Genomic DNA, 16,564 nt, shown 5'->3' with positions numbered 1-16,564 from the left:
AAGAATATATAAAAAGAAAAGGGTTAAAAGAGGGATGGTTAATAATATATTCAAATACAATAAAAGATTTTGAATATATATTAGAAGAAGAAAATGGAATAAAATTACACATTTGGTTTATAAAAACAAATTTTGAAAGTCCATCAATGGTTAATTAAAACAAAAACTCCAGGAATTACCTGGAGTTTTTGTTTTAATATATTTCTATATTTCTATATTTCTATATTAAAAAACTGTCTTGCAATTAAACCAATAACAAAAGATAAGATCATAACACTAAAACTAATAAACAACATTTCAAAGAAATAATGTTTAAATGTTTTTTCCTGAACAACAGAAACAAAGAAAGAGAAGAATACTATAACAATTATTGCGTTAAATATAGTAAAAGTTAAAGCCATTAATGGATTTGAAAAAATAAAATAAGGAATAACGAGTAAAAAAACAGTTATAATATATGCAATTCCTGTATAAATTGAAGCCTTCAAAGGATTCTTGGAGTTTTTATCAGCTTTTTGCGAAAGATATTCCGATGCTGACATAGAAAATGATGCTGCAATTCCAGTAATCAAACCAGATAAAGCGACGAGTCTGGAATTTTGAAATGCAAAGGTTAAACCAGCCAATGTTCCTGTTAATTCTACCAGTGCATCATTTAACCCCAAAACCATAGAACTGATATAATGTATTTTTTCTTCATTAATTAAACCCAATAACTGTTTTTCATGCTTGTTTTCATCTGCTATTATATTTTCAAATTCAGGCACATGTTTTTTAATTTCCTCATAATTTATTTGGGCGGATTCTTCACCTTTTTCCATAGCATTTAAAGCAAAAGTTAAACCAAAAATATAAGAAAGCAAAATATACCAGAAAATAAAAAATTTATTTGGTCGAATTTCTACTTTTGTATGATTTTTTATTAATTGATAATGTTTATATTCATCTTTTGCAATTTCTTCTAAAATGTGTCCGTTTTTCCCTTTAATCCTTTTGGACAATTTTAAATAAACATAATATTCTGTAATTTCATTTTTCTGGAAATTTATCAATTGATTTTTTATTTTTTCATCCACAATTACACCTCCAACTTGTAATCAAAATCAACCGTAACTTCTGGATAATCAACATTTATTTTTTCAACAAACTCAGGATTATTTTTTATAATCTGTTTTACACCAGAATCGCCATGTATATTTAAAATATCATAAAATAAAGGTTTTTTTATTAATGTTGGAAAGCCTTTTTTATCCTTATAATATGGAGCTATAATTGGTTTTTCTGATGTGCTATTTAATATTGTTGTTACTACAGTTTTTGGAATAAGCGGCATATCTCCAAGAAATATTAACATACTTTCATAATCATATTTTAAAGCAAATTTTATAGCTTCTTTAACTGATGAAGAAATTCCATTTTTATAGTCTGGGTTTTCTATTATTTTAAAATTATTATAATCAAAATTTTTTTTAATACTTTTCCATTTTTCATTCACAATCATTAATTTATCAATATCAAATTTATTTAAAAGGTCTATAGTCCATTGCAATAACGCCTTTCCATTATATTCAAATAAAAGCTTATTGTCTTTAAATCTTGTAGAAAGCCCTGCAGCGAGTATAACTCCCAGTATTTTCATTTTAAAAATCCTCCTTTATGCTGTATAATATATGTTAAGATTATATCACAAAAAAGGAGGAGTTTTATGAAAGGAAAGATTATTTTAATATATTTTATAATTTTAACCACATTTATATTTTCAAAAAATATAACAATATGGTTTGAATATGAAGGGATAGATGAACTTAAAAGCATTGCGATTGAGTTTGAAAAAGAATATCCTGATATTAAAGTTAATATTATTAAACAAAAGAGAATTCCAGATAAAATTTTTACTGCTTTCAAAGGTAATGGCGAATTGCCTGATTTAATTTTATTGAAAAATGATGATGTAGGAAGATTAAAAGAAGCGTATTTAATAGAATCTTTAGATGAGATAAAAAAAGAATTTGAAAATAGTTTAATAAAGGATTCATTTGAAGCGTTTAAAGAAAATGACCATTATTTTGGAGTTCCATTTTATTTTGATACACAGATCCTTTATTATAATAAAAAAATATTATCTGAATATAATATTCATTTAGATGAAAGTTATACCTTTGAAGATTTGTTGAAGGTTTCGAATTTAATAAAAAAAGATGATAAATATATTGGATTAGCCTGGGGAGCAAATTCTCCATATTGGTTTCCAACAATGCAATGGGCTTTTGGAAAAAAAGAATTATATTCAAATGGTAGGGTTATAGTTAATGATTCAAACACTTTAAAAGCTATTAATTTTATCAATAAAGTTATAAATGTGGATAAATCTGCGAATTTAATTGAGAGACAGGGATTGATTTCCGGATTAAAAAACAACAAAATAGGGATGATTTTCTTTGGTAGTTTTATGATACCTGATTTTATAAAATCAAATACAGCCTTTGGGATTTTACCTTTACCGTATATAGAAGAAGCAAATAATTATATGACACCTATTATAGATTATAAAGGTTTTAGTGTAATTAGAGGGAGAAAATCTAAAGAAGTTTTAAGCTTTTTAAAATTTATAATAGATAAAAAATCTCAGATAGATTTCTGTAAAGATTTATATAAATTTCCGGTTAATAAAGATGCATTTGATATTTTAAAAGGAAAGGATGAATATTTCAAAACTGCATATAGATCTGTAGAGATTGGAAAGCCAATGCCAACATCAGCATTCTTTAAGGGAAAATACTGGAAAGGTATTAGAACAATGCTTACGCTTATTTTAACAACAAATAATAATATGGATGAAATAATTACAAAAACACAGAAATTTATGGATCAGAAATGAAAAGGAAAACATATATGTTAATATTGCCGGCTGCGATTTTGATTACATTTATTTTAATAATACCAATGTTATATTTACTGAAAACATCTCTATATTTATCTCCATTTGGAGAGAATATATCGTATGTTGGAATTCAAAATTATTTAAAGATTTTAAATGATTCTGGTGTATCTATAGCTGTTAAAATCAGTTTTTTATGGTCTTCAATTATTTCTACTGCAGTGATAATTTTAGGCATTATACTGGCTTATTTACTTGAAGAAAAGATAAAGAATAAAAAGTTAATATTTTTCTTAATTATGATTCCGTGGATTATACCTTCATATATGGGAGTTTTGATATGGCGAGCTTTAATATATGGTTATGGTACAGATTCATTAATAAAAAATCTATTTCATTTGAATACAAATCTTTTTACAGATGCAATGGCAGGATTTGGATGGGGAGTTTTTGTAAGTATATGGCTTGAATTACCTATTGTTGTTATGGTTTTAATTTCGGCATTTCAGGAGGTTCCAAAAGAGCTACATCTTGCTGCGAAAATAGATGGAGCTAATTCTTTAAATACGTTAATAAACATAACAATTCCTTATATTAAACCCACAATAATTTCATGGTTCTTAATTACTTTTGCAAATCACTTTAAGGATTTTACCGTTCCGTTTTTATTAACATCTGGTGGGCCGCCTTTATTTGACGGTCTTACCAGCCATAGTATTGTTGGTATAACTACTACTATGGGAGTTTTTAACTATTTTGTTTCAAATACATACTTTGATTTTGGAATAATTTCTTCTTATAGCATTATTTCTGCGTTTTTCGTTATGCTTATAGCCTTTATTTTCTTAACAAGAAGAACAATTAATTTAAAAAAATTCATTCTATTTATAGTTTCAATAAAAGTATTAACTTTCTTTTTCATCAAAAACCCATTATTGTTATTATCCGCAGCATTATATTTTATTCTTTTGAAGAAAAGAAACCTATTTGCTGTGATTGTATTTTTGGATATGACAATAATGATTATAAGCATTAGATTAAATGGATTTTGGAATGGATTTGATTTTGTTCCTATAATTTCATTAATGTGGATAATTTTCAAAGAAAAAACACCAGTTATACCACAAATAAAAAGATTTGACAATTTAAAAATAATAAAATTTGCATTTATAGGTATTTTAATCTTTATTATAATCCTTCCATTTTATCATATACTTTTAATTTCTATCTCAAATACCAATGATATTATAGTTTCTCCAATTCCAGCGGAAATCACACTAAACAATTACGAACGCATTTTTTCTGAAGTTCACATAGAAAAAAATTTATTAAATACTATTATAATATCCTCTCTGACTGCTTTGATGGTCCCAGTTTTTGCGTATCCACTTGCATTATTCATATCGAAAAAACGTTTGAATTGGGTTTTGCCATTATTGATTTTTATTGATTTTCTTGGTGGGGTACATTCTATAATTGCGCTTTTTATGGTATTTAAAAGGCTGAATTTATTAAATTCATTATTTGGTTTGTCTCTGGTTTATACGACACATACATTACCAATGGCAACTTTTTTAATAAAAGGATACATAGATAAAATACCAAAGGAATTGGAAGAAAATGCTATACTTGATACTACAAAAATAAAATCATATTTTTATATAATTTTTCCATTAACAATTCCAGCTATATTAGTTTCAGCTTTAATCGGTTTTATGAAAGGGTGGAATGGATTTATTCCTGCTTTGATGTTATTGAATAAAGATAAGCTTTATCCTATTTCAGTAAAATTATATTCATTTATTGGGGAAGCTGGAACATCATATCCAAAATGGGATTTGTTCGCTGCATCATCAATACTTAATATGATATTTTTGGGTATTATATTTATATTTATCAGAAAACCACTAATGAATGGAGTACTAAAAGACAGTTTTTAAAAAATTTTTAAATTTTGATTGGGAGGGTGAATATGAAAATAAAGGATATTATACCAGTAGCGCTTGGAAAAGAAAAACCAGATGTCTTATTGAAAAATGCAAAACTTGTTAATGTTTTTACAGGCGAAATAGAAGAAACAAATGTTGCTTTATTTAGGAAAAGAATAGCAGGAATTGGTGATTATGATGATGGAAAAGAAATAATAGATTTAGAAGGTATGTATTTATTACCTGGTTTTATCAATGCCCATTTGCATATAGAAAGTTCTATGCTATCACCAAGGCAATTTGCTAAAGCTGTATTGTTAAGAGGTACAACAACTGTAATTGCAGATCCACATGAAATTTCAAATGTTTTAGGACTTGATGGATTAGAATATATGATAAAATCTACAGAAGGAATACCTTTAAATGTATATATAGCCATACCTTCAGCAGTTCCTGCCACAATTATGGAAACATCAGGTGCAAGATTGGGGCCTGAAGACATGGTAGGATTTGTTGATTCATATCCAAATAGAATAATAGCACTTGGTGAAGTGATGAATTTTCCAGGTGTAATAAATAGGGATTCAGAATTATTAACAAAAATAGAAATTCTCAGACATATGTATAAAAAAATAGATGGACATGCTCCTGGAGTAACAGGGAAAGAATTAAATGCATATATTGATGCATTTATTAGATCTGATCATGAATGTACAACTAAAGAAGAAGCGCTGGAAAAGATTAGTAAAGGTATGCAGGTGTTTATAAGAGAAGGTACAGCAGCAAAAAATCTTGATGCTTTAATTGAAGCTGTTAATCCAATGAATCATCATAGTTTTTCATTTTGTACAGATGACAGAGAACCTCTTGATATATTGAAAGATGGAGACATTGATTATCTTGTAAGAAAAAGTATCGAAAAAAGAATTGATCCTATAATAGCTATAAGAATGGCTACTATAAACACCGCAAGGTATTATAATTTGAGAAGTATGGGGGCTGTAGCTCCGGGATATAAAGCCGATATGATAGTTGTTGATGATTTAGAAAAAATGAATATACGAATGGTATTTAAAGATTCCAGAATGGTAGTTAAAGATGGTGTTTTTATAGATAAAATGGAAGGAGTATATAATGATTTACCAAAAAAATTTGGAAAAGTTGTTTTACCAGAATTTTCAGTTGATGATTTAAAAGTAAAAAATAAAGGAGGAAAAATACGCGTAATTAAGATATATGAAGGATCATTATTAACCGATGAAATAATTGTAGAACCTGAAGTTGAGAATGGTTTTGTGGTTCCTGATATAAAGAATGATATTATAAAAATTGCAATTTTTGAAAGACATACAGGGACTAATTTTTCAATTGGATTTGTCAAAGGTTTTGGAATAAAACGTGGAGCTGTTGGAACGAGTGTGGGGCATGATTCACATAATATAGGAATTATTGGTACAAATGATAAAGATATGTTTATAGCCGTAAAAGAGATAGAAAAAATGAATGGTGGTATGGTTGTTGTTGAAAATGGAAAAATTTTAGCAAGATTGCCACTTCCAATAGCTGGATTAATGACCGATAAAAATTTAGAGGCAGTTGTGGAAGAACTGGAATTTCTGGAAGAGAAAATGCGAGAACTCGGTGGAATAGATGCAACATTTATGACATTATCCTTTTTACAATTAGCCGTTATACCAACGTTGAAAATTACCAATAATGGCCTTGTTAATGTTAATAAACAGGAATATGTGGATTTATTTGTAAAATAATCATTTTTATGCGTTTTAAAAAATAGAGGATTTATAGTAAAATTATATTAAGTTTAGATTTATTTCATTTTTTTAAGGAGGGGTTTATATGAAGAAGATTTTAGTTGTTTTATTAATTGCTGTGTTATCTTTGACTTTATTTGGTAAGGTGAAGGTTGCCTTATTGATAAATGGAACATTGGGAGATAAATCATTCTTTGATTCAGCGGCAAGAGGAATGAAATGGGCTGAAGAAAAGCTGGGAGTGGAAACAAAAATTATAGAGATGGGATATAATCCTTCTGAGTGGGAACCCACACTGGAAGATATATCCGATTTAGGTGAATACGATATAATCATTGTTGGAACATGGCAGATGGTTGAATTACTACAGAGAATAGCTCCATTATATCCAGAAAATAAATATATTATTTTTGATGATGCTGTAGATTATTCTCAGGGAAATTTACAAAATGTATATTCTATTACTTATAAGCAAAATGAAGGTTCTTTCTTAGCTGGTGCTATGGCTGCATTGGTTTCAAAGTCAGATAAATTTAAATATTCTGTACCAAATAAAAAGGTTATAGGTTTTCTTGGTGGTATGGATATTCCTGTTATAAACGACTTTTTAGTTGGATATATTGAAGGTGCAAAATATATTGATCCCGATATGAAAGTGTTAATTTCTTATGTTGGAGCATGGAATGACCCTGCAAAAGGGAAAGAATTTACGTTATCTATGTATAGGCAGGGAGCAGACGTTGTATTTGCAGTTGCTGGTGAAACAGGAAATGGAGTTTTAGCTGCTGCTAAAGAAATGGATAGATGGTCAATAGGTGTTGATTCTGATATGCAATTATTATATGAAGAAAAAGATATGGATATAGTAAAACATACACTAACCTCTATGATGAAAAATGTGGATTATTCATTATTTAGAGCGATAAAATTATATTTAGAAGGAAAAATGCCATTGGGTAAAGTAGAAGCTTTAGGTTTAAAAGAAAGGGGTATAGGATTAGCTGATAATAAATATTTCAGGGAAGTTATGAAATCTGATCCATGGGTATTGGTAAAATTAAGAGAAATTGAACTGGCGATTATTAGAGGGGATATCACAGTTCCAACTGCATATGGAATGAGCAATGAAGAGTTAAATAAAATTAGAAATTCTGTAAGACCATAATAACAAAAGAAAAATATAATATAAACAGATGGGGGCTGATAAGCCCCTATTTTATTAAAAGTAAATATTTTTTTAGATTATATTGGTATAAAATTTAATTATTAATTCTTATTAAGAAAGGTGAGAGGTATGAGTGAATATGTACTTGAGATGAGAAATATATGGAAAGTATATTCAAACGGTGTTACAGCAAATAAAGGGGTTAATTTAAGAGTAAAAAAAGGCGAGATTCATGCTTTGCTTGGAGAAAATGGTGCTGGTAAAAGTACATTGATGAAAATTTTATTTGGTTTTGAAAAACCAACTGAGGGAGAAATTTATTATAATGGTGAATTGGTGCATATTAATTCGCCAGACAAAGCTATAGAATTGAAAATAGGAATGGTTCATCAGCATTTTATGCTTGTTCCATCACTAACTGTTGTTGAAAATGTTGTTCTTGGAATGGAACCACGAAAAGGTTTTTCAATAGATTTAAAAAAATCTATTGAATTTGTAAAAAATGAAATGAATAAATATGGCTTACCTGTTCCATTAATGGAAAAGGTAAAAGATATAAGTGTTGGTATGAAACAAAGGGTGGAAATAATAAAAACGCTTGTAAGAGGAGCAGATTTAATAATTTTGGATGAACCAACAGCTGTTTTAACTCCACAGGAAACGGTAGAATTATTTAAAGCACTGAAAAACCTAACAAAGGCTGGAAAAACTGTTATATTTATTACGCATAAATTAAATGAAGTAAAGGAAATTGCGGATAGAATAACAGTTTTAAGAAGAGGTAAAACCATTGGCGAGGCAGAAGTAAAGGATATAACAGAAAAGGATATGTCAAGAATGATGGTGGGAAGAGACGTTGATATAAGTATAGAAAAAACACCCTTAAAACCAGGAAGAATAGTATTGGAAGCTAAAAATATAGAATACACAAGATTTGATGGAGTAAAAATGTTAAAAGGTATTAATTTGAAATTAAGGGAAGGAGAAATACTTGGAATAGCTGGTGTTGAGGGAAATGGACAAACAGAATTGGTAGATATTATTACAGGAATGGATAAACCTGAAAAAGGAGAAATATTTATTTTTGAAAAAAATATGATGAATGCAGATAATCCACATGAATTCAGGAAAGTTGGCATGAGTTTTATTCCTGCGGATAGAATGATATATGGTGTATCAAAAGAAGATACAATTGAGGAAAATTTAATTAGTGACAGATTTGAAAAAGAACCATTTTCTAAAAAAGGTGTATTAAGATATAATAAAATAACAGAATTTGCAAGAAAAATGATAGATGAATTTGATATTAGAACAGATGGGCCCAAGACAGCTGTAAAAATGCTGTCAGGTGGTAATATTCAAAAAGTTGTTGTTGCTAGAGAATTTACATCAAATTCCAAAATAATAGTTGCTGACCAACCAACAAGAGGTATAGATATAGCTGCTGCTGATTTTATAAGAAGACGTCTTGTAAAGGAAAGAGATAATAATGTAGCTGTTCTATTAATTTCTTCGGATTTAACAGAATTATTAGAAGTTTCTGATAGAATACTTGTAATATATCATGGTGAATTCGTAGCTCATTTTGAGGATGTTTCTCAAATAAATGAAAATATACTTGGTGAATATATGCTTGGAATAAAGAAAATGTCAAAAGAAGAAATGGGTGATTTAATATGAAGTCGACAAAAAGATATGAAATTTATAGAACATTAATAGCTATAGCCATAGCGTTAGCGCTCGGATATATATTAATTTTAATCTCAGCTTTTCCAAAAGGAGATATGGCATTTTTTGAAAAATTAAAAACAGCTATTGAAGATGCAAATAAAGCCTTCCAGACATTTTTATTGTCACCGGTACTGAAGTATAGACGTGGGAATTGGATATTTAATCTAAGAGGTTTTATTCAATGGATGAATGAAAGTGTTCCTATAATTATAACAGGGCTTGCAGTTTCGCTGGTATTTACTGCGAAACATTTTAACATTGGTGCAGAAGGACAATTGTTTCTTGGAGCAGCTATCGCTACAGGAGCAGCAATATATTTTCCGTCTATTCCAATAATCACACCTATAATTATAATTCTTATAGCTTCATTAGTAGGTGCAGGATGGTCAGCAATTCCGGGGTATTTAAAATCCAAATGGAATGCTTCTGAAGTTGTTACCTCTTTAATGCTTAATTATGTAGCTCTTTATATGGGGTTATTTATAATAAAAACATTTTTAAGAGATCCAAATGCAGGTCAGTTGGTATCGTTAAAATTTTCTGATTCGGCATCTTTATTTCTATTAAATACCAGATACAGATGGCATAGCGGAATAATAATAGCAATTGTAATGAGTATAGCTTTATGGTTTATTATGAAAAAAACAACGTGGGGATATAAGGTTAGATTGGTTGGAAACAATAAGTACTTTGCACATTATTCAGGAATAAATACACAAAAGACCTTTTTTCAGGTTCATTTATTAAGTGGAGCTATTGCTGGTACCGCTGGAATAATAGAATTATTAGGATATTATGGAAGATTCGTGTGGTTATATTCTCCAGGTTATGGTTGGGATGGAATAATTATAGCAACGCTTGCAAGGAACAATCCAATATATGTTCCATTTGCAGCATTATTCTTATCGTATATTAGAGTTGGAGCTAAAACAATGGGAAGATACACGAATATACCTCCAGAAATGGTAGCTATTTTACAAGCAACTATAATTTTATTGGTAACAGCAGAAGCATTTTTATCTCAAATGAGACAGAAAGCAATAGAGAAAGAAGCCAAAAAAAGTGAAGAAGTAATAACTGGTGGTGAGATACATGAATAGCGTATTAAGTTCAATATTATCATGGGATTTTATATCTTCTGGAATAAGAGTTACAACCCCTGTTTTATTAGCAGCTTTAGGGGCTCTTGTTGCTGAATTGGCTGGAACGCCTAATATTGCACTTGAAGGCACTATGTTGTTTTCAGCGTTTGTTGGTGTTATAATAAGTGGATTTACACAGAGCTTATGGCTTTCAGTAATAGGAGCATTGCTAACAGGTATAGTAATGTCATCCATCTTAGCCTATTTTTCCCTAAAATTAAAAACGGATATTATAATGGCTGCAATAGCTTTAAATATATTTGCAAGTGGTGGAACAATATATGCATTATATCTATTAACTGGAGATAAAGGATCATCAGCTTCTTTAAAATCATTGGTTTTGCCGAATGTTGATATACCTATAATAAAAAATATACCAATATTAGGAGATATTTTAAGCGGTCATCATATATTGACATATGTTGCTATAATTTTAGTATTTTTAATACAGTATATGTTATATAAAACTCCATTGGGTTTAAGGATTAGATCTGTTGGAGAATCTCCAGATGCCGCACGTTCTGTTGGAATATCTGTTTTCAAAACGCAATATACAGCTTTAATTATTAGTGGTATGCTTGCAAGTCTTGGAGGTATATTTTTATCTATGGGATATGTCTCGTGGTTTGCCAGAGACATGACATCTGGTAGAGGTTTTATAGCGCTTGCAGCTCAGGCTTTGGGAGGAACATCGGCATATGGTGTTGCTTTGGGTTCGTTGTTATTTGGTTTCTCAGAAGCGTTATCATTTTCGTTACAATTCCTTGATATTCCATATGAGGTAACTCAATCAATGCCGTTTATAATTACGGTGGGAGCGCTTGCTTTTTATGCATGGAGTAAAACAAAAAGTAAAAGGAATAAAGAATTATAAAATGTTATCCTGATAAAGGAGGAAAATATGAAAGGGAAAATATCACTTCTGGGATTATTTACAGCATTTTTAATAGTAACATCATGGATTAAGGTACCAACGCCATTTGGGGTACCGTTTACATTACAGGTATTTGGCATAATCTTAACAATATATTTTCTTAAAAAAGATGCGTGGAAGCCTGTATTGATTTATATTTTACTTGGTACTTTAGGATTGCCTGTTTTTGCTGGGTTTAGTGGTGGAATATCCGTTATATTAGGTCCAACTGGTGGATATATAATAGGTTTTCTATTGGCAACATTTATATCCAACTTTCCTTTTGAAAATATAATAATAGGGTTTCTGGCAATTTTAATAATTTATATATCAGGGATTTCAGGATTAATGATGAATTTAAATATTTCATTTGTAAAAGCTATTAAAATAGGATTTTTACCATTTATAACTTTTGATATTATAAAAGTAATACTTGCATATTATACATACAAATTAACTCAAAAATATGAAATCAATATTTTAAAACATTGATCAGGACAGTAATGTCCTGATTAATGTTAATAGTTGCTATTAGGAGGATATTATGTTTTTAGATTTTTTATATAATATAAACCTAACAAGAGATCAAAAAAATGCTGCAAATCAATTGGATAAATTTTTATATAATACCGATGATTTTTTAATAATCCAGGGTAGTGCTGGAACAGGAAAAACATTTTTAATTTCGAAATTTGCTGGATATTTAAAAAGAAAAAATAAAAATTTTATTTTCCTTGCACCCACTGGAAGAGCAGCAAACATAATATCTCAAAAATCTTCATTTAATGCAAAAACAATTCATAGTGAAATTTATGATTTTATATATGAAAAAGTAAGCGTGGAAAATAATGAATTTAAGGTTTTTTTTGAAATTAAAAATTATCAAATAAAAGATACCATTTTTATTATTGATGAAAGCTCTATGATTTCTGATATAGATATATTTAATGAAAAATTAGTTTTTGGTAGTGGAAAATTATTATCGGATTTAATTACATATGTTTTTAGAATAGGATATAACAATAAAATTATTTTCCTTGGTGATGAAAACCAACTACCACCAATTGGTTCAAAAATATCTCCAGCATTGGACAAATATTATATTGAAAATAATTTTGATTTAAAAGGAGATAAAATATATCTTGAAGATATCATAAGACAAAAAGAAGATAGTTATATATTAAAGAATGCAAATAAACTTAAGGAAAAAATAAAAGCAAAAGATTTTCTTGAAATAAAATTTGATTATTCCGATGATTTTATTGAAAAAACTAACTTTCTTGAAATATATGATTATTTTAATCCAGCAAAAGATATAATTATATGTTCAACGAACAAAATTGCATTGGAATATAATAAAAAAATACGAAAAAACTATGGATACAAAGAAATTTTAGAAGTAGGAGATATTCTGATTAATACTAAAAATTCAAAGTATTTTAATAAACCTATATTTAATGGGGAATTTTTTAAAGTAAAAGAGATATATAATCATATTAAAGATTTTGTATATATAAAAAATGAAAAAGCTATTCCAGTAGAATTTCATGATGTTATTCTTGAAAATATAGAAAATAAAGAAAACATAGATTGTAGAATTTTTTCAAATTCCTTATTTTCTGAAAAAACAGATATAGATGATTTATCTTATCAGGCATTATATGTTTATACAATTAAAGAAATTAAAGAAAACTTTGATATATATTTTGAAGAAGAATTATTAGAAAAAATAAAGGGAAATAGAACATTTAATTCATTACATGTAAAATACGGATATGCCGTTACAGCTCACAAAGCACAAGGTGGAGAATGGAATAATGTATTTATTGATGCAAAATATTACGGTAATTATAAATCGAAAGAGTATTTTAAATGGTTATACACATCAATAACAAGAGCAAAAAAAAATGTATTTATTAAAAATATACCAATAAAATCAACAATATTTGAAAAGGTAGAAGTAAATTATAATTTCAATATAAAAAATAATATCAATATATCATATAATTTAATTTTTCCGGATAGTAACTTAAAAAAAATATATAATCAATTTTTGAATATTGTATCCAGGAAAGATTTTCAGATTATAGGTAACCAGCATTTTCAATATCAGGAAGTATATTTTCTTAAAAAAGATAATGATTACTTAAAAGTTCAGATATACTATAATAAAAATTTTAAAGTAGCAAAAATCAAAGTTATGGAAAGTACATCTGCAGAAAAAACACAGGAATTTTTGTCTTTATTTTCAAAAAATCAAATAAAAGCAGAAAGAAAAATTAAAGATAATAAAGATAATAATGGATGTATAAAAGCTTATGTGGATGGAAGCTATGATAATACATTAAAAAGATATGGTGCTGGGATAGTTATTATCAAGAAAGATAACAATATAGAAAAATATTATACATATGGAGAAAAATATTTAAAATATAGAAATGTTGCTGGTGAAATAATAGCAACATTATTATCATTTGAATATGCAAAAAATGAAAATATAAAATGTCTGGAAATATATTATGATTATTCAGGAATAGCAAATTGGGCTCTTGGATTATGGAAAACAAATACAGAATTAACGAAATTTTATAAAGAAAAATTTGAATATTATAAAAAATATATCGATATTAATTTTAAAAAAGTTCAGGCTCACTCTGGAGATAAATTCAATAATTTAGCAGATGAACTTGCTAAAAAAGCAGTTTTTGAAAAAAAGAAATTTATAAAATATGATATAAGCTTTTGATATTTATCATTATATTATAATCATTATAATTCCAAGACTAACAAATGATATAAAGAATACGGTATCTTTGAATGACCATTGAAATTCTTTATATCGAGTTCGTCCTTCCCAGCCATTATAACAACGAGCTTCCATTGCAATACTCAGTTCATCAGCTCTTCTTAATGCAGAAACGAGCAAAGGAATTATTATAGCAACCAAACCTTTTAACCTTCCAGATATTTTTCTCGAATCAAAATTAGCTCCTCTACTCATCTGTGCCTTAAAAATTCTTTCTGCTTCACTGGCCATAACTGGTATAAATCTTATAGCAATAGTCATAACCATAGATAATTCATGAGCAAAAGATCTTTTAACTCTAAACCAGATTAACACATCTTCCATAGCATTTGCAAGAGATGTTGGAGATGTTGTCAAAGTTAAAACCGAGGATAACATAATAGCAAAAAATAGTCTAAATGTAATAATTGAAGCATTTGCTAATCCTTTATCTGTAATTTTTATAAACCATAATTGATAAATCACATTACCATCATAATTGAATAGTTGTACAATAAATGCAAAAAGTATAAGCATCCACATGGATTTTATGGATTTTCCGTACATTTTTAATTCAATTTTTGATAATAACATAAGCAATAAGGTATAAAAAGACATTAAAGTAACATCATAAAAACTATTTATTGTAAATGCAAATCCTGCTAAAAAAAATAATCCTATTAATTTGGCTCTTGGATCTAATGAGTGCATAATAGAATTTTTTTCAACATACCGACCTATAGCAATATTTTCTGCAAACATATTACACCACCTAATAAATAAGTTTACTATAACAATTATACTATCTATTTTTATTCATATTGAATTCTTTATGTTAACATTTTCGAACGCTTACATTTTTTATAATAAAAAATGTGGAGTTTTCACCCCACATCATTAATTTTCTTTGGCTTTTAATTCTTCTAATTTTAATTCAATTTCTTTTAGTTCGTTGTTTATTGCTTCCCATTCTTTTTCAAGATTTTCATCATGCTCGTCATGTCCCATATACTTTTTAATAGCCTCTTTTTCCCCTTCTAAAAATTTTTTTCTTTCTAATAACTTTTTTAATTCGCTCATAATACCCCCCCTTTTATATTGTGAAAAAAATCATTTAAAATATATATTCACCTTCATTTAGATTTTACCATTTATTTTCAAAAATGTCAATTAATTATATTTTTTTAAATTTTCAAACAATAATTCAATAAATTTTTCTCTATTTATATTCAGTGCCCATTTAGAGTTTGGTTCTTTTAAATGCCAGTAATCAACAACGGTCTCTCCATATGTTAATTCTCCTTTAGTTTCGACCTGTGCATAATATTCTTCAAAGTCAAATATATCTGGATTAATTAAATATGCAATAGTACATGGATCATGCAAAGGTGCGCCTTTTATTTTAAATACATCATAATATGTCTGATGAAAAAATTCCAATAAAATCCCCATTTTTGAGACTATTTCAGATGTCATTTTTTGAATCTCTTTTATTTCATCCATATATATTTTCGCTTTATGGGTTACATCAAGTGGGAATACTGTTAGATTAAAACCTGCATTAAACACTATTTGAGCAGCTTCTGGATCGGCATATATATTAAACTCAGCTCTTGGTGTAACATTTCCAAATTCTATTCCGCCACCCATAATTACTAATTCTTTTACCAGAGGCACTAAATTTGGATAATTTAAAGCAAATTTTGCTATATTTGTTAACGGACCAACTGCAACTAAAGTAATTTCATCAGGATTATTTGTTATAGTTTCGGCCATATATTCCAGATAATTTTTATTTTCTGGCATTTTGGATGGTTTTGGTAAATTGGCTCCTTCTAAACCGCTTTCACCATGTATATCTGGAGCAACAATTTGTTTTCTTAAAAGTGGTTTATCTGATCCTTTAAAAACAGGGACATTTAAATTAGCCATTTCAGTTAATATTAAGGCATTTCTTACAGTATTTTTTAAATATGAATTTCCAGCTACAGCAACTATTCCAAGTAACTCTATTTCTTCTGCAATACCTGCTAATAAAATAGCTACAGCATCATCATGTCCAGGATCACAATCAAGTATTATCTTTTTTTTCATACGATTCCCCCCTTTTTTTGACATAATATTGTGTAAATTCAATTTACAGAATATTGATTATAAGCTATTTCGAAAAAGGGCATCACCCCCACACTTGGTGTTGATTTACTTTTGTAGTATTATTATATTGTACCCAAAACTTATTGGAGGTGATAC

14 protein-coding genes are annotated in these 16,564 nt (G+C 28.2%); 9 read left to right on the top strand and 5 right to left on the bottom strand.

Annotation, left to right across the window (positions count from 1 at the left end):
* Window positions 1-212 precede the first annotated feature (212 nt).
* Both XO12_RS10275 and XO12_RS10270 read right to left on the bottom strand, forming a co-directional pair.
* Complete coding sequence (locus XO12_RS10275) at window positions 213-1,079, bottom strand: VIT1/CCC1 transporter family protein (protein ID WP_175420257.1); 867 nt, start codon at window positions 1,077-1,079, stop codon at window positions 213-215.
* Window positions 1,079-1,639: an NTP transferase domain-containing protein gene (locus tag XO12_RS10270; protein WP_047265523.1), complete on the bottom strand. Its 561-nt coding sequence runs from the start codon at window positions 1,637-1,639 to the stop codon at window positions 1,079-1,081. The genes XO12_RS10275 and XO12_RS10270 overlap by 1 nt, the downstream gene beginning before the upstream one ends.
* A 66-nt stretch (window positions 1,640-1,705) precedes the next feature.
* On the opposite strand from XO12_RS10270, the gene XO12_RS10265 reads away from it, so the two are divergent.
* The 9 genes from XO12_RS10265 to XO12_RS10225 all read left to right on the top strand — a co-directional run bounded on the left by XO12_RS10265 (window position 1,706) and on the right by XO12_RS10225 (window position 14,275).
* Window positions 1,706-2,878 carry an extracellular solute-binding protein gene (locus tag XO12_RS10265; RefSeq protein ID WP_047265524.1) on the top strand — a complete coding sequence of 391 codons (1,173 nt, stop codon included), beginning with the start codon at window positions 1,706-1,708 and terminating at the stop codon, window positions 2,876-2,878.
* Window positions 2,875-4,818, top strand: coding sequence for an ABC transporter permease subunit (locus tag XO12_RS10260; protein ID WP_175420256.1), 1,944 nt, complete (start codon window positions 2,875-2,877; stop codon window positions 4,816-4,818). Before XO12_RS10265 ends, XO12_RS10260 begins: the two co-directional genes overlap by 4 nt.
* A gap of 32 nt (window positions 4,819-4,850) precedes the next feature.
* Window positions 4,851-6,575 carry an adenine deaminase gene (ade, locus tag XO12_RS10255; RefSeq protein WP_175420255.1) on the top strand — a complete coding sequence of 575 codons (1,725 nt, stop codon included), beginning with the start codon at window positions 4,851-4,853 and terminating at the stop codon, window positions 6,573-6,575.
* A gap of 88 nt (window positions 6,576-6,663) precedes the next feature.
* The gene (locus tag XO12_RS10250) at window positions 6,664-7,743 is read left to right on the top strand and encodes a BMP family ABC transporter substrate-binding protein (protein WP_175420254.1); all 1,080 of its coding nucleotides are present in this window, start codon (window positions 6,664-6,666) and stop codon (window positions 7,741-7,743) included.
* 129 nt (window positions 7,744-7,872) lie between these two features.
* The gene (locus tag XO12_RS10245; protein ID WP_175420253.1) at window positions 7,873-9,423 is read left to right on the top strand and encodes an ABC transporter ATP-binding protein; all 1,551 of its coding nucleotides are present in this window, start codon (window positions 7,873-7,875) and stop codon (window positions 9,421-9,423) included.
* Window positions 9,420-10,574: an ABC transporter permease gene (locus tag XO12_RS10240; RefSeq protein ID WP_175420252.1), complete on the top strand. Its 1,155-nt coding sequence runs from the start codon at window positions 9,420-9,422 to the stop codon at window positions 10,572-10,574. The genes XO12_RS10245 and XO12_RS10240 overlap by 4 nt, the downstream gene beginning before the upstream one ends.
* Window positions 10,567-11,490 (top strand): ABC transporter permease, encoded by a 924-nt coding sequence (locus XO12_RS10235; protein ID WP_175420251.1) that lies wholly within the window; start codon window positions 10,567-10,569, stop codon window positions 11,488-11,490. Before XO12_RS10240 ends, XO12_RS10235 begins: the two co-directional genes overlap by 8 nt.
* A 27-nt stretch (window positions 11,491-11,517) precedes the next feature.
* Window positions 11,518-12,021: a biotin transporter BioY gene (locus tag XO12_RS10230; RefSeq protein ID WP_175420250.1), complete on the top strand. Its 504-nt coding sequence runs from the start codon at window positions 11,518-11,520 to the stop codon at window positions 12,019-12,021.
* A 52-nt stretch (window positions 12,022-12,073) separates the two neighbouring features.
* Window positions 12,074-14,275 carry an AAA family ATPase gene (locus XO12_RS10225; RefSeq protein WP_175420249.1) on the top strand — a complete coding sequence of 734 codons (2,202 nt, stop codon included), beginning with the start codon at window positions 12,074-12,076 and terminating at the stop codon, window positions 14,273-14,275.
* A 9-nt stretch (window positions 14,276-14,284) separates the two neighbouring features.
* Here the strand turns inward: XO12_RS10225 and XO12_RS10220 are convergent, their stop codons facing one another.
* The 3 genes from XO12_RS10220 to XO12_RS10210 form a co-directional block, all read right to left on the bottom strand.
* Entirely contained in the window at window positions 14,285-15,076 is a 792-nt protein-coding gene (locus tag XO12_RS10220) for an energy-coupling factor transporter transmembrane protein EcfT (protein ID WP_047268035.1), read from the bottom strand.
* Window positions 15,077-15,211: 135 nt separating this feature from the next.
* Window positions 15,212-15,394, bottom strand: coding sequence for a hypothetical protein (locus tag XO12_RS10215; RefSeq protein WP_047265533.1), 183 nt, complete (start codon window positions 15,392-15,394; stop codon window positions 15,212-15,214).
* Between the two features lie 90 nt (window positions 15,395-15,484).
* Window positions 15,485-16,408 carry a nucleoside hydrolase gene (locus XO12_RS10210; RefSeq protein WP_175420248.1) on the bottom strand — a complete coding sequence of 308 codons (924 nt, stop codon included), beginning with the start codon at window positions 16,406-16,408 and terminating at the stop codon, window positions 15,485-15,487.
* Window positions 16,409-16,564: the final 156 nt, after the last annotated feature.

The organism is Marinitoga sp. 1154, assembly GCF_013363285.1.
Lineage (GTDB): Bacteria > Thermotogota > Thermotogae > Petrotogales > Petrotogaceae > Marinitoga.
The sequence above is the reverse complement of the archived record's forward strand: the minus strand, read 5'-3'. Positions and strand labels throughout refer to the sequence as shown.

What these genes read in the sequence shown, in the direction of transcription:
- XO12_RS10270 (WP_047265523.1), bottom strand. Translation starts at nt 1,639, where the DNA reads ATGAAAATACTGGGAGTTATACTCGCTGCAGGGCTTTCTACAAGATTT.
- XO12_RS10265 (WP_047265524.1), top strand. Translation starts at nt 1,706, where the DNA reads ATGAAAGGAAAGATTATTTTAATATATTTTATAATTTTAACCACATTT.
- XO12_RS10260 (WP_175420256.1), top strand. Translation starts at nt 2,875, where the DNA reads ATGAAAAGGAAAACATATATGTTAATATTGCCGGCTGCGATTTTGATT.
- ade (WP_175420255.1), top strand. Translation starts at nt 4,851, where the DNA reads ATGAAAATAAAGGATATTATACCAGTAGCGCTTGGAAAAGAAAAACCA.
- XO12_RS10250 (WP_175420254.1), top strand. Translation starts at nt 6,664, where the DNA reads ATGAAGAAGATTTTAGTTGTTTTATTAATTGCTGTGTTATCTTTGACT.
- XO12_RS10245 (WP_175420253.1), top strand. Translation starts at nt 7,873, where the DNA reads ATGAGTGAATATGTACTTGAGATGAGAAATATATGGAAAGTATATTCA.
- XO12_RS10240 (WP_175420252.1), top strand. Translation starts at nt 9,420, where the DNA reads ATGAAGTCGACAAAAAGATATGAAATTTATAGAACATTAATAGCTATA.
- XO12_RS10235 (WP_175420251.1), top strand. Translation starts at nt 10,567, where the DNA reads ATGAATAGCGTATTAAGTTCAATATTATCATGGGATTTTATATCTTCT.
- XO12_RS10230 (WP_175420250.1), top strand. Translation starts at nt 11,518, where the DNA reads ATGAAAGGGAAAATATCACTTCTGGGATTATTTACAGCATTTTTAATA.
- XO12_RS10225 (WP_175420249.1), top strand. Translation starts at nt 12,074, where the DNA reads ATGTTTTTAGATTTTTTATATAATATAAACCTAACAAGAGATCAAAAA.
- XO12_RS10220 (WP_047268035.1), bottom strand. Translation starts at nt 15,076, where the DNA reads ATGTTTGCAGAAAATATTGCTATAGGTCGGTATGTTGAAAAAAATTCT.
- XO12_RS10215 (WP_047265533.1), bottom strand. Translation starts at nt 15,394, where the DNA reads ATGAGCGAATTAAAAAAGTTATTAGAAAGAAAAAAATTTTTAGAAGGG.
- XO12_RS10210 (WP_175420248.1), bottom strand. Translation starts at nt 16,408, where the DNA reads ATGAAAAAAAAGATAATACTTGATTGTGATCCTGGACATGATGATGCT.